Source organism: Stenotrophomonas indicatrix, assembly GCA_041545745.1.
Taxonomy (GTDB): domain Bacteria; phylum Pseudomonadota; class Gammaproteobacteria; order Xanthomonadales; family Xanthomonadaceae; genus Stenotrophomonas; species Stenotrophomonas indicatrix_A.
This window is the reverse complement of sequence record CP168152.1, coordinates 3,419,714-3,441,113: the sequence shown is the minus strand read 5'-3', so window position 1 is coordinate 3,441,113 and position 21,400 is coordinate 3,419,714. Positions and strand designations below refer to the sequence as shown.

The following is a 21,400-nucleotide window of genomic DNA, read 5'->3' as shown; positions in this document are numbered from 1 at the left end:
GTTGGTGGATGTCGACTTTGGTCGACACCGGAATGGCATGGGGTCTGACCCCAGAATTATTTCGATATCTGACAGAGATTCATCCACGCATGGCGTGGATCCATCAGCCACCGGAAATCTGTCGAAGGTGGGGCGGTGTCGGATTGCGGGGTGTCAGCCGCATGGATGCGGCTGCCAAGCCTCCATGGACGGATTTACGGCGTCCCCGCACTCCGACACCGCCCCGCCATCCTACGGAATGCCAGCTTTTGCTTCGGCTGTTGCCGTTGCTCTGGCCTCTGCAGGTGCAGGGCGCAGCCCTGCCGAACCCACTACTCCGCTACGTGCTCGACCTCGCGCGGTTCGGGCCTGGTATCGGGCAGCTGCCAGAAGATCAGCGTCGAGGTCAGGGTGATCGCGCCCACGCACAGGAAGGTAGCGTGCAGCGCAGCCGTCGCGCCGTGGCCTTCCAGCTGCGTGCCGAACGCGGCCAGCAGGCTGCCTGCAGCCGCCGCACCGAAGCCGGCGGCGAGCATCATCACCATCGACAGCAGGCTGTTGCCGGAACTGGCGAACTCGCGATCGAGGTCGCGCAGGGTCACGGTGTTCATCACGGTGAACTGCAGCGAATTGACCGCGCCGAAGAAGGCCAGCTGCAGCAGGCGCACGCTCAGGTGCTGGCCTGGAGTCATCAGGATGAAGCTGGCCATCGCCAGGCCGACCAGCACGGTGTTGGTCATCAGTACGCGGCGATAGCCGTAGCGCTCGACCAGCTTCACCGCCAGCTTCTTCGACACCATGCCCGCGGCCGCCACCGGCACCATCATCAGGCCGGCGTTCATCGGCCCCAGGCCAAGGCCGACCTGCAGCAGCAGCGGAATCAACATCGGCATGGCACTGCTGCCGATGCGCGAGAACAGGTTGCCGAGAATGCCGATGCGATAGCTGGGCACGCGGAACAGCGCCAGCGAAAACAGCGGTGCCGTTGAATTTGCCGCGTGCAGCCAGTAGCCGACCAGTGCAGCCAGGCCGGCCACGGTCATCAGCATCACCAGCGCGTGCGGTGTGCCGAGTCCGGAAATGCCATCCAGCGCCAGCGACAGCACCACCATCGCGAAGGCCAGCATGGCGTAGCCGCGCAGGTCGAAACGGGTGCGATGGCTGGCGTAGTGGTCGGGCATGATCTTCATCGCCGCGATGAAGCCGATGACACCGATCGGCAGGTTGATCAGGAACACCCAGTGCCACGATGCGATCTCGACCAGCCAACCGCCCAGGGTGGGGCCGATCAGCGGACCGACCAATGCGGGGATGGCGATGAAGCTCATCGCACGCAGGAAGTCCTCGCGTGGCACCGAGCGCATCACCGCCAGGCGCCCGACCGGCAGCAGCATCGCGCCACCGATGCCCTGCAGTACGCGCGCGGCCACCAGCTGATGCAGCTGCTGTGCCATCGCGCAGGCCAGCGAGCCGAGGGTGAACAGGATGATCGCCACCAGGAAGGTGCGACGGGTGCCGTAGCGGTCGGCGATCCAGCCGGAGGCGGGAATGAAGGTGGCCACCGCCAGCGCGTAGCTGAAGACCACCGACTGCATCTGCAGGGGGCTCTCGCCGAGGCTCGCCGCCATCGCCGGCAAGGCCGTGTTGACGATGGTCGAGTCCAGCATCTGCATGAAGATCGCCAGCGAAACCAGCCACAGCAGGGGGCGCTGGCGGGTGTAGGTCGATGGCGCTGTGGACATGGGACGTGGCCGGTGCAACGTGGGGGGCGCCATGATCGCGCACTGCGGGTCACGACGCGATCAACATCGCGCCGTGACTGCATGCGGGATGCTCAGCGTTGGCTGTGTGCGTGCACCGCGTCGACCAGCACCTGTACATGGGCCGGGTCCATGTCCGGCGACATGCCGTGGCCGAGGTTGAACACATGGCCCTCGCGCGAACCGCCATTGCCGGCGGCATAGGTATCGAGCACGCGTGCGGCCGCGGCGGCGATCGCATCGGGCGAGGCATACAGCGTGGTCGGATCCAGGTTGCCCTGCAGGGCAACGCGGCCACCGGTGCGGCGCAGCGCTTCATCCAGGTCCAGCGTCCAGTCCAGGCCGAGCGCATCGGCGCCGGTCTGCGACAGCGCTTCCAGGTGCAGGCCGGTGCCCTTGCCGAACAGGATCAGCGGCGTGCGCTCGCTGCCTTCGCCGCGCTCCAGGCCTTCGGCGATGCGCTGCAGATAGCGCAGCGAGAACTCACGGTACATCGCCGGCGACAGCACGCCGCCCCAGGTGTCGAACACCTGCAGGGCCTGCGCACCGGCGGCGCGCTGCGCGCCAAGGTAGGCGATCACCGCGTCGGTGGTTACTTCCAGCAGGCGGTGCAGGGCCTGCGGATGATTCAGCGCCATCGCCTTGATGCGCGCGAAATCCTTGCTGCCGCCGCCTTCGACCATGTAACAGGCGAGTGTCCACGGGCTGCCGGAAAAACCGATCAGCGGCACCTGGCCGTCCAGCTCGCGGCGGATCAGGCGCACCGCGTCCGTCACGTAGCCCAGGTCCTGTTCCATGTCCGGCACCGCCAACCTGGCGATGGCCGCTTCATCGCGCACCGGGTGGCGGAACTTGGGGCCTTCGCCTTCGACGAAGTACAGCTCCAGGCCCATTGCATCGGGAATGGTGAGGATGTCCGAGAACAGGATGGCCGCGTCCAGCGGGAAGCGGCGCAGCGGCTGCAGGGTGACTTCGCAGGCGATCTCCGGGTTCTTGGCCATGGCCAGGAAGCTGCCGGCCTTGGCCCGGGTGGCGCGATATTCCGGCAGGTAGCGGCCGGCCTGGCGCATCAGCCAGACGGGGGTGCAGTCCACCGGTTCGCGGCGCAGGGCGCGCAGCAGGCGATCGTTGCGGAGAGGGCTGGTCACAGTGGGCATTCCTTGGGCAAAAAGGGCAGCGGCGCAGTCAGTCGCCGTGCGAAAGAATCTGGAAGCCCCGATGCAGTTCGGCATCGCGGGCCTTCTCGTAGGCGTGGCGGGCTTCGTCGGCCTTGAGGTACAGCTCGCGCCGCAGCTGCGAGCGGGCGCCGACGCGGCCGGATTCGCGCAGCAGCTCCCAGCCGCCGAACAGGTCCGGGACCAGGGTCAGGCGCAGGAAGCGCGGTGCCTGGGCACCGTCGGCGGGTTGTTGCAGGTGGACGTGCATGGCGTCGATTGTAGCGGGGGTGGTGTGACCCCTGCCGCAACGCTGATCCGGTAGTGCCGGCCGCTGGCCGGCAACCTCATGAAACCTCCCCGGTAGCGCCGGGCCATGCCCGGCGAATGCGGAAGCGGTCAGCCTTCGCCCAGTACCTTCAGTACCGCCGCTTCATCCACATCCGGCACCACTTCGGCACGACCCATGCCGCGCCACAGCACCAGGCGCAGGCGGCCGGCCACGTTCTTCTTGTCCAGGCGCATGCGGCCGAGCAGGGCCTGCGGGTCCAGTCCGACGGGGATTGCCACCGGCAGGCCCAACTGCTCCAACAGGGCCTGCAGGCGCACCCGGTCGGCGTCGTCGGCCAGGCCCAGCTGAGTGGAGAGGCGGGCCGCCAGCACCATGCCCACCGCCACGGCTTCACCGTGGTTGAGCGCATTGCGCCCCGGTGCGGAGTAGCCCTGTTCGGTTTCGATGGCGTGGCCGAAGGTGTGGCCGAGGTTGAGCAGGGCGCGTTCGCCCTTCTCGAACGGATCGCGCTCGACAATCGCCGCCTTGTGCCGGCAGCTGCGGGCGATGGCCTCGGCGATCACGGCATCTTCGCCGGCCACCAGTGCGTTGGCATGCTGCTGCAGCCATTCGAAGAACACGGCATCACCCAGCGCACCGTACTTCACCACTTCGGCCAGGCCGGCGCGCAGTTCACGCGGCGGCAGGGTGGCCAGCACGCGGGTATCGGCGATCACCGCACGCGGCGGATGGAACGCGCCGACCAGATTCTTGCCGGCCGGGATATCCACGGCCGTTTTTCCGCCCACCGAGGAGTCGACCATCGCCAGCAGCGTGGTCGGCAGCTGCACGCAGTCGACGCCGCGCATCCAGCAGGCTGCGGCAAAGCCGGCAAGGTCGCCGACCACACCGCCGCCGAGGGCGAACACGCAGGCATCGCGGGTCGCACCGAGCGCAGCCAGTGCCTCGATGACCGAGCCGAACTCGGCCAGGGTCTTGGAGGCTTCGCCGGCAGCCAGCACATGCTCAGCCACGATCAGCTCCGGGCGTGCGTCCAGCAGGGTCTGCCTGACGGCATCCAGATAGCGCGGTGCAACCTCACTGTCGCTGACCAGCAGCACATGACGACCACGCACATGGCTGGCCAATGCGGAACCTTCGGTCTGGGCGCCGGCGCCAATGGTGATGGAATAGGGGCGGTCGCCGCCAACGGCGACCTGCAGCAGGGCAGGGGAAGTCATGCAGTGGGGTCCTGTCGCTGCCAGTGCGTGGCCAGCTTGAGCACAAGCTGGGCGGTCGCATCGGCAGCGGTAAACGGGTCGGTATCAAGGGTGACATCGGCCAGCTCGCGATACAGCGGGTCGCGATGCGCCGCCAGATCATGCAGCACCTGTTCGCGGTCCGGCCGCTGCAGCAGGGGGCGCGCCTTGTCGCGTGACAGGCGCTCCAGCTGGGCTGCGACGCTGACCCGCAGGTAGACGACAAAGCCTCGCCGGGCAATAAGGGCACGATTGTCGGGATCGAGTACGGCACCACCGCCGGTGGACACCAGCTGGCCACGGCCGGCCAGCACCTGTGCCAGTGCCTGGCGCTCATGGGCGCGGAAGCCAGCCTCGCCGGAATGTTCAAAGATCGTGGGGATGCTGGCCCCGGTCGCATCGACGATGGCCTGGTCGACGTCGACGAAGTCCAGCGTGAAGCGCTCGGCGAGGCGACGGCCGATGCAGGTTTTACCGGCACCCATGGGGCCGATCAGGATCAGGTTCGGAGCGGGATTCATGCCCTCTGATGCTAACACCTCCGTGCCTTGGCCTTTACGTTCTTCACGTCAGGCTGGGGGTTCCTGCGGGGTTTCCCGCGCCTGACGGAGTACCTGCCATGTCGGTTGCCAAGGTCATCGAAATCAATGCGTCCTCGCCCAAGAGCGTGGAGGACGCGGTGCGCAGCGGATTGAAGAAGGTGTCCGGGACGGTCAAGGGCATTCAGGGCGCTTGGATCAACGAGACCAAGGTGGTCACCGACGGCAACGGTGAGATCACCGAATGGCGGGTGAACCTGCGGATCACCTTCCTGGTCGAATGAACCTGCTCAGCGCAGCGCCTGCACCTGGCGCTGCGCATCCAGCACTACCATCCGGTCGGCAATGGCCGGCAGCGCACGCAATGCCTGCCGGCTGACCCGCTCGTAGTACTGCACGAAGCGCTCCAGCTGCGGCCGGCTCATGCCGTGCCGGCCCGGCTGGCCCGCCTGCAGGTTCTGCTCCTGCTGCCAGCGCCAACGCGGTACCACCGAGAAATCCGGGGGCTGCAGGAACCACAGACGGTCGCAGCGCTGCCACAGCGCCGGATAGTCGCGGGCCAGCGCCTGGTTGCACCAGCGCCGCCAGCAGCCATCGGCATCGGCCTCGCGCTCCAGAGCGTTCAGAGGAGTATCCAGTTCGGAGGCGTCCTGCGCCGGAGTGCCGAGGAACCAGCCCTCGAACACCAGCAGGTCCAGCGGTTTTTCGAGTTGCGGCCACTGCGCTTCGGGCAGGCGCTCGTCGGCCAGTTTGTCGAAGCGGGGCAGGGCCAGGGGCTGTCGTGCGGCCACTGCATCCAGCACCGCATGCGCCAGCGACAGGTCATGGGTGCCCGGCGGGCCACGGGTGATCAACAAGGGATGCACCTGACGTGCCAGGCGCTGGCGCTGCGCGCGGGTGAGGTAGACATCGTCGATGGAGAGCGTTGCGGCGTTCAGGCCACGGGCCTGGGCACGGGCGACCACCTGCGCAGCCAGCGTCGATTTGCCGCTCCCCTGCAGGCCGCTGATCGCCAATACTGGAACGGCTGTACTGCTGCCCAGCGCGTCATCCAGCGCCTGCTCGACCACTGTTTCGAGGAATCCTTTCACCTGGGGCATGTACGCAGCAGCGACCATGCCGCCACAATAGCCCAAACCGTGTGAGAAGAATGCTGTCATGAGCGACCTGTACGCCGAAGCCCTGTCGACCTTTGCCGCCCTGTTTGAAGAAGCGAAACAGAGCCGCGAAGTCGAGCCCAATGCGATGACCGTAGCCACTGCCGATACGCAGGGCCGGCCATCGGCGCGCACCGTGCTGCTGAAGGCGTTCGACGAGCGCGGCTTTGTGTTCTACACCCACCTGGACAGCCACAAGGGCACCGAGTTGCAGGCCAATCCGCAGGCGGCGCTGCTGTTCCTGTGGCGCAGCCTGCGCGAGGCCGGAATCCAGGTGCGTATCGAGGGGCGCGTGGAGCAGGTGGCCGACGCCGAGGCAGATGCCTATTTCGCCAGCCGTCCGCGCATGAGCCAGATCGGCGCATGGGCGTCGCTGCAGTCGAAGACGTTGAGCACGCGCGAGGAGTTCGACGCACGCGTGGCGGAGGTCGAGGCACGTTTCGACGGCAAGGACGTGCCGCGTCCGGACGGCTGGAGTGGTCTGCGGGTGGTGCCTGACCGTATCGAATTCTGGTACGGCGCGCAGTTCCGCCTGCACGAGCGCTGGTGCTATGAGGCCGGTGCCGAAGGGCGCTGGAGCAAGCGTCTGCTGTACCCGTAAGGCGCCGTGATGAGGCGCGTGTGGCACTTGTAGTGCCCCGTGATGCCAGTAGATCCACGCCATGCGTGGATGAGATGCTTGACAGAAGAGCGGTGCGAACCAAGGTTCGCACCCATAGGCATCGGTTCGCACCCACCAGGCAATAGGTGGTTACAACCCTTCCGCGCGCAGCCACCGCCACAGCGTGGTGCGTGAGACGCCCAGCGCCTGTGCCATGCCCTCGCGGTCATTGCGGTGTTCCTGCAGCAGCGCCTCCAACTGCGCACGCGGTGGGCGCTTGCCGTTGCTTTCCAGCGGCAGTGTGGCGGCGCCTTCGCTCACCAGCTCCGGCGCCAGCTGCAACAGGCGTGCTGCATCGATCAGTCCTTCACCGGGCTGCCAGTGGATGCGCAGCCTATCCACCAGGTTGCGCAGTTCACGCACATTGCCCGGCCAATCGGCAGCGCTGAGCAGGGTCATCGCCTCTGCGTCCAGTGGTGCATCGATGCCGCGCAGCTCGCGGAAGAAGTGCGTGGTCAGCAGCGGGATATCGCCGCGACGCGCACGCAGGGTGGGCAGCGCGATGCGCAGCGCCGCCAGCCGGTAATACAGATCGCGACGGAAGCTGCCAGCTGCCGCGCGCTGCTCCAGCGATTGCAGGGTGGCGGCGACCACGCGCAGGTCCACCGGCGTGGGCTCGGTCGCTCCCACGCGCAGCACTTCGCGTTCTTCCAATACGCGCAGCAGGCGGGTCTGCAACGGCAGCGGCAGTTCACCGATCTCATCCAGGAACAGGGTGCCGCCATCGGCGGCCTCGACCAGGCCGACGCGACCACCGCGCCGTGCACCAGTGAAGGCGCCATCGCTGTAGCCGAACAGCTCGGCCTCCAGCAGCGATTCGCTGATCGCGCCGCAGTTCAGCGCAACGAAACGACCGCGACGACCGCTGGCGGCGTGCAGCTGGCGTGCAACCAGTTCCTTGCCGGTGCCGGTCTCGCCGGTAACCAGTACGGTGCTGTCGTGCGGGGCGTACAGCGCGATCTGTGCGCGCACGTCGGCCATCGCGTTGCTGTCGCCGAGCAGCGCATGCGCATCGGCGCGCGGTGCGGTCCTTCGGCGTGCGGCTGGGCGCGCGTCCGCCGAGCGTGCCAGGGTCTGGGTCAGTTCCAGCGCATGCTCAAAAGCCTGCCGCACCGAATCGGCCGAGTACAGCAGCACGCCCGGCAGGCCTGCCTGTTCGGCATGGTCGATGGCCATGCCGGTACCGACGATCACTTCGATGCCGTTGGCGCGCAGGTCGGCGATGCAGTCGCGGGCGTCTTCGCGGGTGACGAAACGGCGATGCTCGATGTCCAGGCCGAAGCTCTGCTGGAAGCTGCTGAATACCGGCACGTCACTGGCGTGGGTGACCAGCCCGATGCGTGGGGCGATGCGGCGCGCCCGCGCCAGCGCTTCCATCAGATCGAAACCGTTGGCCTGGATCGGCACCAGCGGCAGGTCCAGGCGGCCGCGCAGCCAAGCCGCGTTGGAGCCGCCGGCGATCACCACGTCGCAGTGCTCGCGGCGCAGGCGCTGGCCGATCACCGCCACTGCTTCCTCGAAGCCCAGGTTGATCTGCTCGATGCGTGCGCGGCGGTCGAATTCGGGAATGACATCGCCAAGCAGACCGGTCAGGCGCGAAACGCTGACGGTCCAGATCACCGGGCGGCCGGGGTCGGCATCGGCGTGGCGCAGGGGCGAGCGGGGCAGGTACATGGCGCGGGGGTCAGGTGTGGCGATGTTTCATGATACATCTGTTTCAATGTTTCATATGTTTCACTGCGGTTGGCTGGTCATTCCCGTGAAATCAAGCGCTTGCAGGTTGGCACGGTGCTTGCGCTTACCCCTCTGTCCTTCAACCTGGATCGCCGCATGACCGCTTCCACCCCCTTCTCCGCTGGTGCCCGCTTCCGCGAGGCGCTGGCTGCCGAATCGCCGCTGCAGGTGATCGGCGCGATCAACGCCAACCATGCGCTGCTGGCCAAGCGCGCGGGTTTCCGTGCCATCTACCTGTCCGGCGGCGGCGTTGCGGCCGGCTCGCTGGGCCTGCCGGACCTGGGCATCAACACCCTCGAAGACGTGCTGGTGGACGTGCGCCGCATCACCGATGTCTGCGACCTGCCGCTGATGGTCGACATCGACACCGGCTTCGGCCCGAGCGCGTTCAACATCGCGCGCACGGTGAAGTCGCTGATCAAGGCCGGCGCGGCCGCCTGCCATATCGAAGACCAGGTCGGCGCCAAGCGCTGCGGTCATCGCCCGGGCAAGGAGATCGTCTCGCAGGGCGAAATGGTCGACCGCGTGAAGGCTGCTGCCGACGCCAAGACCGATCCGGACTTCTTCCTGATCTCGCGCACCGACGCCATCCAGGTGGACGGCGTGGACAAGGCCATCGAACGTGCCATCGCCTGCGTCGAAGCGGGTGCCGACGGCATCTTCGCCGAGGCCGCCTACGACCTGGATACCTACCGCCGCTTCGTTGACGCGGTGAAGGTGCCGGTGCTGGCCAACATCACTGAATTCGGCGCGACCCCGCTGTTCAGCCGCGACGAGCTGGCCTCGGCCGGCGTGGCCATCCAGCTGTTCCCGCTGTCGGCGTTCCGCGCCGCCAACAAGGCTGCCGAGAATGTCTACCAGACGGTCCGCCGCGAAGGCCACCAGCGCAACCTGATCGACAGCATGCAGACCCGCGAGGAGCTGTATGACCGTATCGGCTACCACGCCTTCGAGCAGCAGCTCGATGCGCTGTTCGCCGCCAAGAAATAAGCAGTACCCTGCACCATCAAGTTTCGGAGGGAAACATGAACGATACGACCGCAACCCCGACCTTCAAGCCGAAAAAGTCCGTCGCCCTGTCCGGCACCGCCGCCGGCAACACCGCGCTGTGCAGCGTCGGCCGCAGTGGCAACGACCTGCATTACCGCGGCTACGACATCCTGGACCTGGCCAACACCAGCGAGTTCGAGGAAATCGCCTACCTGCTGGTGCACGGCAAGCTGCCGACCCGCGCCGAGCTGGTTTCGTACAAGGCCAAACTGAAGTCGCTGCGTGGCATTCCGGCTGCGGTGAAGGCTGCGCTGGAAGAGCTGCCGCCGTCGGCGCACCCGATGGATGTGATGCGCACCGGCGTGTCCGTACTCGGCTGCGTGTCGCCGGAGAAGGACGACCACAACCATCCGGGCGCACGTGACATCGCCGACAAGCTGATGGCCTGCCTGGGCTCGATGCTGCTGTACTGGTACCACTGGAGCCACAACGGCCGCGCGATCGACGTGGAAACCGACGATGACTCCATCGGTGGCCACTTCCTGCATCTGCTGCACGGCGAGAAGCCGCAGGATTCGTGGGTGAAGGCGATGCACACTTCGCTGATCCTGTACGCCGAACACGAGTTCAACGCCTCGACCTTCGCCTGCCGCGTCATTGCCGGCACCGGCAGCGACATGTACAGCGCGATCTGCGGTGGCATCGGTGCGCTGCGCGGTCCCAAGCACGGTGGCGCCAACGAAGTGGCGTTCGAAGTACAGAAGCGCTATGACAACCCGGACGAAGCCGAGGAAGACATCAAGGCCCGCGTCGAGCGCAAGGAAGTGGTGATCGGTTTCGGCCACCCGGTCTACACCGTGTCCGATCCGCGCAACAAGGTGATCAAGGACGTCGCCCGCGAACTGTCCGAAGAACAGTCGAGCCTGAAGATGTACGACATCGCCGAGCGCCTGGAAACGGTGATGTGGGACATCAAGAAGATGTTCCCGAATCTGGACTGGTTCAGCGCTGTCAGCTACCACATGATGGGCGTGCCGACCGCAATGTTCACCCCGTTGTTCGTGATCGCCCGCACCGCCGGCTGGAGCGCGCACATCGTCGAGCAGCGCATCGACGGCAAGATCATCCGTCCGAGCGCCAACTACATCGGCCCGGAAGATCGTGAGTTCGTGGCCATCGACAAGCGTTCCTGATCATCGCCACTGTTGCACTGTTGCACTGCTGCATGCATCCGGCCGGCCCCGTGCCGGCCGGATGTTTTCGCCGCCGCATCGCCGGCACCCGGCCCGCCTCAAGCATTCCGCCAGCCCATGAATATCGACTATCGCAAGAACCTCCCCGGCGCCTCGCTGGACTACTTCGACGCGCGCGCCGCGGTCGATGCCATCCAGCCCGGTGCCTATGCCACGCTGCCGTACGTTTCGCGCGTGCTGGCCGAAAACCTGGTGCGTCGCTGCGACCCGGCCACGTTGACCGACTCGCTGAAGCAGCTGATCGAGCGCCGTCGCGACCTGGACTTCCCGTGGTTCCCGGCGCGCGTGGTGTGCCATGACATCCTCGGCCAGACCGCGCTGGTCGACCTCGCTGGCCTGCGTGATGCGATCGCCGACAAGGGCGGTGACCCGGCCAAGGTCAATCCGGTGGTACCGGTGCAGCTGATCGTCGATCACTCGCTGGCGGTGGAGTGCGGTGGTTTCGATCCGCAGGCGTTCGAGAAGAACCGCGCCATCGAGGATCGCCGCAATGAAGATCGCTTCCACTTCATCGACTGGACCAAGCTGGCCTTCGAGAACGTGGACGTGATTCCGCCGGGCAACGGCATCATGCATCAGATCAACCTGGAGAAGATGTCGCCGGTGATCTACGTGCAGGACGGTGTGGCCTTCCCCGATACCTGCGTGGGCACCGACAGCCATACCCCGCATGTGGATGCGCTGGGCGTGATCGCCATCGGCGTGGGCGGCCTGGAAGCGGAGAACGTGATGCTGGGCCGCGCGTCGTGGATGCGCCTGCCGGACATCATCGGCGTCGAGCTGACCGGCAAGCCGCAGCCGGACATCACTGCCACCGACGTGGTGCTGGCCCTGACCGAGTTCCTGCGCAAGGAACGCGTGGTCGGCGCCTGGCTTGAGTTCTTCGGTGAGGGTGCCGCTGCACTGACCATCGGTGATCGCGCCACCATCTCCAACATGTGCCCCGAATACGGCGCCACCGCCGCGATGTTCTACATCGACGGGCAAACGCTTGACTACCTGCGCCTGACCGGTCGCGAGGAAAAGCAGGTCGCACTGGTCGAAAACTACGCGCGCAGCACCGGCCTGTGGGCCGATGACCTGGCCACCGCACAGTACGAGCGCGTGCTGCGCTTCGATCTGTCGACGGTGGTGCGCAACATGGCCGGCCCGAGCAATCCGCATCGTCGACTGCCGGTATCGGAACTGGTCGAGCGTGGCATCGCCGATGCCGCCAAGCTGGAGGCCGGCAAGGCCGAACAGGCGCAGGGCCTGATGCCGGACGGTGCGGTGATCATCGCCGCCATCACCAGCTGCACCAACACCTCCAACCCGCGCAACGTGATCGCTGCGGCGCTGCTGGCACGCAAGGCCAACGAGCGCGGCCTGCTGCGCAAGCCATGGGTGAAGTCGTCGCTGGCGCCGGGCTCGAAGGCGGTGCAGCTGTACCTGGAAGAGGCCGGCCTGCTGCCGGACCTGGAGAAGCTGGGCTTCGGCATCGTCGCCTTCGCCTGCACCACCTGCAATGGCATGAGCGGCGCGCTGGATCCAGAGATCCAGCAGGAAATCATCGATCGCGACCTGTACGCCACCGCTGTGCTGTCGGGCAACCGCAACTTTGATGGCCGCATCCATCCGTACGCGAAGCAGGCCTTCCTCGCCTCGCCGCCACTGGTGATCGCCTACGCCATTGCCGGCACCATCCGTTTCGACATCGAAAAGGATGTGCTGGGCGTGGACACCGACGGCAACGAAGTGCGCCTGAAGGACATCTGGCCGAGTGACGCCGAGATCGATGCGGTGGTGAAGGCGGCGGTGAAGCCGGAGCAGTTCCGCAGCGTCTACAACCCGATGTTCAACGTACGCGTGGAGCACGCTGCAAAGGTCAGTCCGCTGTACGACTGGCGCGCGCAGAGCACCTACATCCGCCGCCCGCCGTACTGGGAGGGCGCACTGGCCGGTGAGCGCTCGCTGGCCGGCATGCGTGCGCTGGCGGTGTTGCCCGACAACATCACGACCGACCACCTGTCGCCGTCCAACGCGATCCTCGCCTCGAGCGCTGCGGGCGAATACCTGGCGAAAATGGGCCTGCCGGAAGAGGACTTCAATTCCTACGCCACCCATCGCGGTGACCACCTGACCGCGCAGCGGGCCACCTTCGCCAACCCGAAGCTGTTCAACGAGATGGTGCGTAATGAAGATGGCAGCGTGAAACAGGGTTCGCTGGCGCGCGTCGAGCCGGAAGGCAAGGTCATGCGCATGTGGGAAGCCATCGAGACCTACATGGAGCGCAAGCAGCCGCTGATCATCATCGCCGGTGCCGACTACGGCCAGGGCAGTTCGCGTGACTGGGCCGCCAAGGGCGTGCGCCTGGCCGGCGTGGAGGCGATCGTGGCCGAAGGCTTCGAACGCATCCACCGTACCAACCTGATCGGCATGGGCGTGCTGCCACTGGAGTTCAAGCCGGGCACCACCCGCCTGACCCTGGGCATCGACGGCACCGAGACCTTCGACGTGATTGGTGAGCGTACGCCCCGCGCGGAGCTGAGCGTGGTGATCCATCGTCGTGATGGACAGGACGTGATCGTGCCGGTGACCTGCCGTCTGGACAGCGACGAGGAAGTGGCGATCTACGAAGCAGGCGGCGTGCTGCAGCGCTTCGCCCAGGACTTCCTGGAAGGCGCCAAGGTGGCGTGAGACATCCGACGGCCCGGCAACGGGCCGTCTTTCATTGCAAGGAACCGATCCATGGCATTTCTCCCGCAACTCCGTATTCCCGCCACCTACATGCGCGGCGGCACCAGCAAGGGCGTGTTCTTCCGCCTGCAGGACCTACCCGAAGCCGCACAGGTGCCGGGCGCCGCGCGCGATGCCCTGCTGATGCGTGTGATCGGTTCGCCCGACCCGTACGGCAAGCAGACCGACGGCATGGGCGGCGCCACCTCCAGCACCAGCAAGTGCGTGATCATCTCCACGGCTTCCGTGCCGGATCACGACGTCGACTATCTGTACGGTCAGGTCTCGATCGACACGGCATTCGTCGACTGGAGCGGCAACTGCGGCAATCTCAGCACCGCCGTCGGCCCGTTCGCCATCGCCAACGGCCTGATCGATCCAGCGCGGGTGCCGCGCGATGGCCTGTGCACCGTGCGCATCTGGCAGGCCAACATCGGCAAGACCATCATCGCCCACGTGCCGATGCGCGATGGGCAAGTGCAGGAGAACGGCGATTTCGAACTGGATGGCGTGACCTTCCCAGCGGCCGAGATCCAGCTGGAATTCATCGACCCGTCCGACGATGGCGATGCTGGCGCGATGTTCCCCACCGGCAACCTGGTCGATACGCTGGACGTGCCGGGCGTGGGCACTTTCGAGGTGACGATGATCACCGCCGGCATCCCCACCATCTTTCTCAACGCTGCCGACCTCGGTTACACCGGCACCGAACTGCAGCCGGCGATCAACGAAGACAAGGCGGCGCTGGAGCGCTTCGAGAAGATTCGTGCCCATGGTGCATTGCGCATGGGCCTGATCCGGACGCTGGAAGATGCGGCGACCCGCCAGCACACGCCGAAGGTGGCTTTCGTCGCTCCCGCGCAGGACTATGTGTCGTCCAGCGGCAAGGCGATTTCGGCTGCGGACATCGATCTGCATGCACGCGCGCTGTCGATGGGCAAGCTGCACCACGCGATGATGGGTACCGCTGCAGTGGCGATCGGTACCGCTGCGGCCATCCCCGGCACGCTGGTCAATCGTGCGGCCGGTGGCGGCGAGCGTGAGGCCGTTACCTTCGGGCACCCGTCAGGCACGTTGCGCGTGGGAGCGCAGGCAGCCCTCGTTGACGGTCAGTGGACGGTGGCCAAGGCCATCATGAGCCGCAGCGCCCGCGTACTGATGGAAGGCAAGGTGCGGGTGCCAGCCGAGTGATGCTCTGGTAAACGCCAACCAAGGTTGGCGACTGCCGGGCCGCGGAGACCGATTGCTTTGGTAGATGCCAACCTTGGTTGGCATGGTGCACGGGCAACCGTGCACCCCAACGAGGAGACCGAACGATGTCCAACAGCCACCCCCCATCCAACGCGCATGCAGCCTGGGATGCGCTGCTGGTGGACATCGTCGACTACGTGCGTGACACCCGCATCGATTCGCCGCTGGCGTTCCAGACTGCGCATCACTGCCTGCTCGACACGCTTGGCTGCGGGCTGGAGGCGCTGTCCTTCCCCGCCTGCAGCAAGCTGCTGGGTCCGCTGGTGCCGGGCATCAGCGTGGCCAATGGCGCGCGCGTGCCAGGCACCAACTTCGTGCTGGATCCGGTGCAGGCGGCTTTCAACATCGGCGCGATGGTGCGCTGGCTGGATTTCAACGACACCTGGCTGGCCGCCGAATGGGGTCACCCTTCGGACAACCTCGGTGGCATCCTCGCCGTAGCCGACTGGCTCGGCCGCAATGCAGCCGCGCTGCGGCGCCCACCGCCGACCGTGCACGACGTGCTGCTGGCGATGATCAAGGCGCACGAGATCCAGGGCGTGTTGGCGCTGGAGAACTCCTTCAACCGCGTTGGTCTGGACCACGTGCTGCTGGTCAAGGTGGCCACCACCGCCGTTGTCGCGCAGATGCTCGGGTTGGACCGCGAGCGCATGCTCAATGCGGTGTCGCTGGCCTGGGTGGACGGGCAGGCGCTGCGCACCTACCGGCATGCGCCCAACACCGGCTCGCGCAAGAGCTGGGCAGCCGGTGATGCGACCAGCCGTGGCGTGCGCCTGGCGCTGATGGCCGCCACCGGCGAGATGGGCTACCCCAGCGTGCTCAGTGCACCGACCTGGGGCTTCGAGGCGGTATCGATGCATGGCCGGGCGCTGACCCTCGGCCGCCCCTTCGGCAGCTACGTGATGGAGAACGTGCTGTTCAAGATCAGTTTCCCGGCCGAATTCCACGGGCAGACGGCGGTGGAGGCGGCGATCATCCTGCACCAGCAGCTGCGCGCGCAGGGGCGAACGGCCAATGACATCGAACACATCGCGATCCGTACCCAGGAAGCCTGCATCCGCATCATCGACAAGCAGGGCCCGTTGCATAATCCCGCCGACCGCGACCACTGCGTGCAGTACATGGTGGCCATCGCGTTGCTGCATGGACGGCTGGTGGCCGAGGACTACGAGGACGACATGGCGGCCGATCCGCGCATCGACACGCTGCGCGCGAAGATGGCCTGCCATGAAGACCCGCAGCTCAGTGCCGACTACCTGGACCCGGACAAGCGCAGCATCGCCAACGGCCTGAAGGTGCGTTTCGACGACGGCAGCGCGCTGCCGGAGGTGCTGGTGGAGTACCCGCTGGGCCACGCGCGCCGGCGCGAAGAGGGTATCCCGCTGCTGATGGACAAGTTCCGCCGGCACCTGGCGCACCGCTTCCCCACCGCCCAGCAGCAGCGCATCCTGGCCGCCTCGCTGGACCCGGTGGCGCTGGCGGCGATGCCGGTGACCGACTACGTGGACCTGTACCTGCCGGGGTAGGGCGGGGCCCGTTCCGATGCTCCACCGGGCACCCGCGCTGGACCTGCCCTGGTAGATGCCAACCTTGGTTGGCACAGCGCCGGCAGCGGATGCGTGACGCACAGCGCCAACCAAGGTTGGCACCTACCGGGTTTCCGGTACCGGGTGCCCGGCGTCAACGCCTTGACGCGGCGGCCCTATAATGGGCACCTCGATCAAGGAGTGACGACATGAGCGGTCCGGCACGGCGGATGCGGTGGGGATGGACGGCAGCAGTGCTGGCAGGAGGCCTGTTGCTGGGCCTGGCCGGTTGCCGCAACGACAGCGGGCAGCTGCCAAAGGCCAGCGGCGAAGCCATCGCCACCAAGGCCGAGCAGGTGAAGGAGTTCACCCTGCTGCGTGCCTACCCGGACCAGAAGAGTGAAGGCCTGTCGCTGGCGCTGGAGTTCTCGCGCCCGTTGGTCGGCACCCAGGACTTCGACAAGCTGGTGCGCTTCGAAGAGAAAGTCGGCAACGATGACAGCAGCTGGACGCTGTCCGACGACGGCCTGACCCTGCGCTACCCCTTCGTCGAAGCCGGCAAGGAATTCAGCCTGGTGGTCTCGCCGGACCTGCTGGCCGCCGATGGCAGCCGCCTGGGCAAGGAACTGAAGCAGAAGGTGTTCAGCGGCGAGCTGAAGCCGGTAGCCGGTTTCGCCTCGCAGGGCAGTGTGTTGCCGGCCAAGGACAGCCGTGGCCTGCCGGTGGTGTCGGTGAACGTGCCGGAAGTCGACGTCGAGTTCTTGCGCGTGCGCGAAAAGGACCTGCCGACCTTCTTCAGCCAGTACCAGCGCGGCGGTCGCCGTGGCAGCTGGGAGCTGAGCAGCGACTACGAGCGCAGCCCGATCAACAAGCTGGCCGAGCCGGTCTACGTCAACCGCTTCATTCTGGGTGGCAAGCAGAACGAGCGGGTGCTGACCTACCTGCCGACCCAGGACATCAAGGAGCTGCAGGAGCCGGGGCTGTATTTCGCCCTGCTCAAGCGCACCGGTGACTACGAGGGTGAGTTCGATACCGCGTTCTTCTCGGTCAGCGACATCGGCCTGCACACCCGCGCGTACAAGGACAAGCTGTTCGTCCATACCGCCGCGCTGAAGGACGGTGCATCGCTGAAGGGTATCGACCTGCGCGTGCTCGATGCCAAGGGCGAGGTGGTGCTGAAGGGCAGCACCGACAGCAACGGCAATGCGCTGCTGAACTACACCCTGGATGCCACCCACGTGCTGGTGGCCAGCAGTGGCAAGGACACCAGCTTCCTGCCCTTCAACCAGCCCGCGCTGGACCTGAGCGAGTTCGCCGTGGCCGGCCGTGACAACGCCTGGTTCGATGTCTACGCCTGGTCGGGCCGCGACCTGTACCGCCCGGGTGAGACGGTGCGCCTGTCGGCGCTGCTGCGTGACAACGACGGCAAGCCGGTCGGCGGGCCTGGTAAAAGCGCCCAGCCGGTGTTCCTGCGCCTGAAGCAGCCCGACGGCAAGACCTTCCGCGAAACCCGCGTGCAACCGGGCGAACAGGGCTACATCAACTTCGAGCAGACCATTCCCGCCGAGGCGCCGACCGGGCGCTGGCAGGTCGAGTTCCGCACCGACCCGGCCAGCAAGGAAGCGATCCAGGGCATGACCCTGCGCATCGAGGAGTTCCTGCCCGAGCGCATGAAGCTGGACCTGGACAGCGCGCAGAAGACCCTGAAGCCGGGTGAAGACCTGCGCCTGCAGGCCAACGGCGCCTATCTGTACGGTGCCCCGGCCGATGGCAACCGCTTCACCGCGCGCATGGCGGTGGCCGCCGAACAGAAGCCGGTGGAGGGCTTGCCGGGTTACTTCTTCGGCGACCCGACCCTGCAGCTGCCGCGCGAAGCCAAGGATGTGATCGACACCACGCTGCCGGCCAATGGCCAGCTGCGCGAAGACGTGTCATTGCCGGAAGAAGCGGTCAAAGCGAAGGCGCCGATCGCGGTGGTGCTGTCCGGCAGCCTGTATGAAACCGGTGGCCGCACGGTCACCCGCACCCTGAAACGGGTGGTGTGGCCGGCCGCCGCACTGGTCGGCGTGCGCCCGTTGTTCAATCCGAACGACGGTGCTGATTCCAACGGCAACGCGCGCTTTGAACTGATGCGCGTGGATGCGGACGGCAAGCCGCAGCCGGCCAAGGGCCTGAAGATCACCCTGGTGCGCGAGCTGCGCGACTACCACTGGACCTTCAACGACAACCGCTGGGATTACGATTTCACCCGCCGCTTCGAAAACAAGGAAACCCGTACCGTCGATGCCGGCGGCAGCGCGGTGGCCTTCGACTTCCCGGTGGAGTGGGGCGAGTACCGGGTGGACGTGTTCGATCCGTCCACCGGCCTGACCAGCCGCTATCCGTTCCGCGCCGGCTGGAGCTGGGGCGATGACAACCGTGGCCTCGATGCCCGCCCGGACAAGGTCAAGCTGGGCCTGGACAAGACCGGCTACAAGGCCGGCGATACCCTGGAAGTGACGGTGACCCCGCCGCACGCCGGCAAGGGCGTGCTGATGGTCGAGACCGACCGCATGCTGTACGTGCAGGACATCGACGCCAAGCCCGGTGCCACCTACAAGATCCCGGTCACCGCCGATTGGGAGCGCCACGACGTCTACATCACCGCGCTGGTGTTCCGCGGTGGCAGTGCGCCGAGCAAGATCACTCCCGCCCGTGCCGTAGGCGTGGTGCACGTGCCGATGGACCGCAAGGGCCGCACCGTGGCCGTCGGCCTGGCCGCACCCAAGCAGATGCGACCGGAGCAGGACCTGCCGGTGACGGTCAGCGCACCGCAGCTGGCCGGCAAGACCGCGCACGTCACGGTGTCGGCTGTGGACGTGGGCATTCTCAACATCACCCGCTTCCCGGTGCCCGATGCCGGCGCACACTTCTTTGCCCAACGCCGCCTTGGCATCGATGCCTATGACATCTACAGCCGGGTGATCGAGAGCTTCGACGGCAGCAGTGGCAAGTTGAAGTTCGGCGGCGACATGGCGCTGCAGGCGTTGCCGCAGGCCAAGCGGCCGACCGCGCGCGTGCAGACCGTGGATCTTTTCTCCGGCCCGGTGCAGCTCGATGCCAAGGGCATTGCCCGCATCCGCCTGAAGGTGCCGGATTTCAACGGCACCCTGCGTGTGTCGGCGCTGGTCTACAGCGATGACCAGTACGGCAAGCGCGATGTGGAAACCGTGGTGCGCGCGCCGATCCTGGCCGAGGCCAGCATGCCGCGCGTGCTCGCCCCGGGCGACCGCAGCACCGTCACCCTGGACGTGCAGAACTTCACCGGCAAGCCGGGTCAGTTCAATGTGCGCGTTGACAGCGAAGGCCCGCTGAGCCTGAGCGAGGGCACGCGCAGCGTGCAGCTCAATGCTGATGCCAAGACCACGTTGAGTTTCCCGTTGTCCGCGCGCGAGGGCCACAGCGTGGCCAAGGTGCGCGTGCGTGTGGATGGCAACGGCTTCAAGGCCGACCGCCGCTACGATCTGCCGGTACGCGCGGCGTGGCCGCAGGTGCTGCGTTCGCAGGTGCGCACGCTCGATCCGCTGGCGGCGGTAAGCCTGGATGGCAGCCTGATGGATGGGCTGATGTCCGAATCGGTCAATGCCCGCCTGCTGGTCAGCCCGCTGCCGCCGATTCCGTTCGCCAGCGCGCTGCAGGGCGCGCTGAACTACCCGTACGGCTGTGCCGAACAGACCACCAGCAAGGGCTACGCCGCGCTGATCCTGGACCAGGCCACGTCGTCCATGCTCGGCGCTGACGGCCTGGACGCGAAGACCCGTCGCGAGCGCATGGAAGGTGCGTTCGGTCGCCTGGCATCGATGCAGGTGGCCAACGGCAACTTCTCGATGTGGGGTGACGACGGCTACGTGAACCCGTGGCTGACGCCGTATATCGCCGAGTTCCTGCTCGATGCCAAGGACGGTGGTTTCGCGGTGCCGGACAACGTGCTGCAGAAGGCGCTGAACCGCCTGAGCGAAGACCTGCTGTCCGGTGGTAACCAGTTCTATGGCCAGGAAAAACGCGAGAGCCTGAAGTTCGCCAACCAGGCGTACTCGGGTTACGTGCTGGCCCGCGTCAACCGCGCGCCGCTGGGTACGCTGCGCACGCTGTACGACAACGAACGCAGCAAGGCCGTCGGTGGCCTTTCGCTGGTGCACCTGGGCGTGGCGCTGTCGCTGCAGGGCGATGCCAAGCGTGGCCAGGCCGCTCTTGCGGCCGGCTTCGCCAAGTCCAGCAGCGAACGCCCCTCGTACTTCGGCGACTACGGCAGTGCCGTACGTGATGATGCGCTGATGATCGCGCTGACCCACGAGAACAAGCTGGCCAAGCCGGCGTGGGATGCACGCGCGGTCGATCTTGGCCGTGGCCTGGATGCGCGCCGCAGCAGCGGGTGGATGTGGCTGAGCACGCAGGAACAGGTGGCCATCGCCCGCCTCGGCAAGGCACTGGCCGCCAACCAGAAGGCACTGGTGGCCGGCGAACTGGTGATCGGTGGCAGCACCGAAGCCATCGGCGAGCGCAAGCTGTTTGGCCGCAACTTCGATGCAGGACAGCTGGCCGCGGGCGTGCGCTTCACCCCGCAGGGACAGCCGCCGATGTTCGCCAGCATCGACGTGGCCGGCATTCCGCGCAGCGCACCGGCGCCGGACAACAGCGTGATCGGCGTGGAGCGCAGTTACTTCGGCACCGATGGCAAGCCCTGGTCGCCGCGTCCGCTGAAGGAGGGTGAAGCGCTGATCGTGCGCGTCACCGTCACCGCCGACAGCGAGATGCCCGATGCGTTGCTGACCGATCTGCTGCCGGCGGGCCTGGAGATCGAGAACCTCAACCTGGGCGATGCCAAGCAGTGGGCCGATGTGGTGGTGGATGGCATCACCATCAGCGACCGCAGCGAAGCGGCCGATACCAAGCACGAAGAGTTCCGCGATGACCGCTACGTGGCGGCGCTGAAGCTCTCGCGTGGCAGCAAGGCCAATGTGTTCTATCTGGTGCGTGCGGTCACCCCGGGCACCTACACCGTGCCGCCGCCGCTGGTGGAGGACATGTACCGGCCGCAGCTGCGTGGCGTCGGCCGCAGCAACCCGACCACGTTGACGGTGGTACAGCCGTGACCGTGCGGACGGGCCGCGA

At 66.6% G+C, this 21,400-nt stretch carries 15 protein-coding genes; 8 read left to right on the top strand and 7 right to left on the bottom strand.

Going from position 1 to position 21,400, the window contains the following annotated elements:
* Nucleotides 1-311: 311 nt before the first annotated feature.
* The 5 genes from mdtD to ACEF39_RS15755 form a co-directional block, all read right to left on the bottom strand.
* On the bottom strand, nt 312-1,721 hold the full coding sequence (gene mdtD / locus ACEF39_RS15775; protein WP_500285728.1) for a multidrug transporter subunit MdtD: 1,410 nt from the start codon (nt 1,719-1,721) through the stop codon (nt 312-314).
* A 92-nt stretch (nt 1,722-1,813) separates the two neighbouring features.
* Nucleotides 1,814-2,896 (bottom strand): uroporphyrinogen decarboxylase, encoded by a 1,083-nt coding sequence (gene hemE, locus ACEF39_RS15770; RefSeq protein WP_500285727.1) that lies wholly within the window; start codon nt 2,894-2,896, stop codon nt 1,814-1,816.
* Nucleotides 2,897-2,924: 28 nt separating this feature from the next.
* The gene (locus ACEF39_RS15765) at nt 2,925-3,164 is read right to left on the bottom strand and encodes a WGR domain-containing protein (RefSeq protein WP_099818886.1); all 240 of its coding nucleotides are present in this window, start codon (nt 3,162-3,164) and stop codon (nt 2,925-2,927) included.
* Nucleotides 3,165-3,292: 128 nt separating this feature from the next.
* On the bottom strand, nt 3,293-4,405 hold the full coding sequence (gene aroB, locus ACEF39_RS15760) for a 3-dehydroquinate synthase (RefSeq protein ID WP_500285726.1): 1,113 nt from the start codon (nt 4,403-4,405) through the stop codon (nt 3,293-3,295).
* Complete coding sequence (locus tag ACEF39_RS15755; RefSeq protein ID WP_346559766.1) at nt 4,402-4,944, bottom strand: shikimate kinase; 543 nt, start codon at nt 4,942-4,944, stop codon at nt 4,402-4,404. Before ACEF39_RS15755 ends, aroB begins: the two co-directional genes overlap by 4 nt.
* Before the next feature lie 98 nt (nt 4,945-5,042).
* On the opposite strand from ACEF39_RS15755, the gene ACEF39_RS15750 reads away from it, so the two are divergent.
* Nucleotides 5,043-5,246 carry a dodecin family protein gene (locus ACEF39_RS15750; protein WP_049465447.1) on the top strand — a complete coding sequence of 68 codons (204 nt, stop codon included), beginning with the start codon at nt 5,043-5,045 and terminating at the stop codon, nt 5,244-5,246.
* A 6-nt stretch (nt 5,247-5,252) separates the two neighbouring features.
* Here the strand turns inward: ACEF39_RS15750 and ACEF39_RS15745 are convergent, their stop codons facing one another.
* Complete coding sequence (locus ACEF39_RS15745) at nt 5,253-6,080, bottom strand: kinase (protein WP_500285725.1); 828 nt, start codon at nt 6,078-6,080, stop codon at nt 5,253-5,255.
* A gap of 40 nt (nt 6,081-6,120) precedes the next feature.
* Between ACEF39_RS15745 and pdxH the strand changes: the two genes are divergently transcribed.
* Nucleotides 6,121-6,720 (top strand): pyridoxamine 5'-phosphate oxidase, encoded by a 600-nt coding sequence (pdxH, locus tag ACEF39_RS15740; RefSeq protein WP_500285724.1) that lies wholly within the window; start codon nt 6,121-6,123, stop codon nt 6,718-6,720.
* 150 nt (nt 6,721-6,870) lie between these two features.
* On the opposite strand, the gene prpR is transcribed toward pdxH, so the two are convergent.
* Nucleotides 6,871-8,454, bottom strand: a complete 1,584-nt coding sequence (gene prpR, locus ACEF39_RS15735; protein ID WP_500285723.1) for a propionate catabolism operon regulatory protein PrpR — start codon at nt 8,452-8,454, stop codon at nt 6,871-6,873.
* Nucleotides 8,455-8,610: 156 nt separating this feature from the next.
* Here prpR and prpB point away from each other — a divergent pair, with 156 nt between their 5' ends.
* The 6 genes from prpB to ACEF39_RS15705 all read left to right on the top strand — a co-directional run bounded on the left by prpB (nt 8,611) and on the right by ACEF39_RS15705 (nt 21,381).
* Nucleotides 8,611-9,504 (top strand): methylisocitrate lyase, encoded by an 894-nt coding sequence (prpB, locus tag ACEF39_RS15730; RefSeq protein ID WP_500285722.1) that lies wholly within the window; start codon nt 8,611-8,613, stop codon nt 9,502-9,504.
* Nucleotides 9,505-9,539: 35 nt separating this feature from the next.
* Nucleotides 9,540-10,697, top strand: a complete 1,158-nt coding sequence (gene prpC / locus ACEF39_RS15725; RefSeq protein ID WP_089236472.1) for a bifunctional 2-methylcitrate synthase/citrate synthase — start codon at nt 9,540-9,542, stop codon at nt 10,695-10,697.
* Between the two features lie 117 nt (nt 10,698-10,814).
* Complete coding sequence (gene acnD, locus ACEF39_RS15720; RefSeq protein ID WP_500285721.1) at nt 10,815-13,433, top strand: Fe/S-dependent 2-methylisocitrate dehydratase AcnD; 2,619 nt, start codon at nt 10,815-10,817, stop codon at nt 13,431-13,433.
* Between the two features lie 51 nt (nt 13,434-13,484).
* Nucleotides 13,485-14,663 carry a 2-methylaconitate cis-trans isomerase PrpF gene (prpF, locus tag ACEF39_RS15715; RefSeq protein WP_500285720.1) on the top strand — a complete coding sequence of 393 codons (1,179 nt, stop codon included), beginning with the start codon at nt 13,485-13,487 and terminating at the stop codon, nt 14,661-14,663.
* Nucleotides 14,664-14,788: 125 nt separating this feature from the next.
* A complete protein-coding gene (locus ACEF39_RS15710) occupies nt 14,789-16,249 on the top strand; it encodes a bifunctional 2-methylcitrate dehydratase/aconitate hydratase (RefSeq protein ID WP_500285719.1) in 1,461 nt (486 codons plus the stop codon).
* 209 nt (nt 16,250-16,458) lie between these two features.
* Entirely contained in the window at nt 16,459-21,381 is a 4,923-nt protein-coding gene (locus ACEF39_RS15705) for an alpha-2-macroglobulin family protein (protein ID WP_500285718.1), read from the top strand.
* The last annotated feature ends 19 nt before the right edge of the window (nt 21,382-21,400 follow it).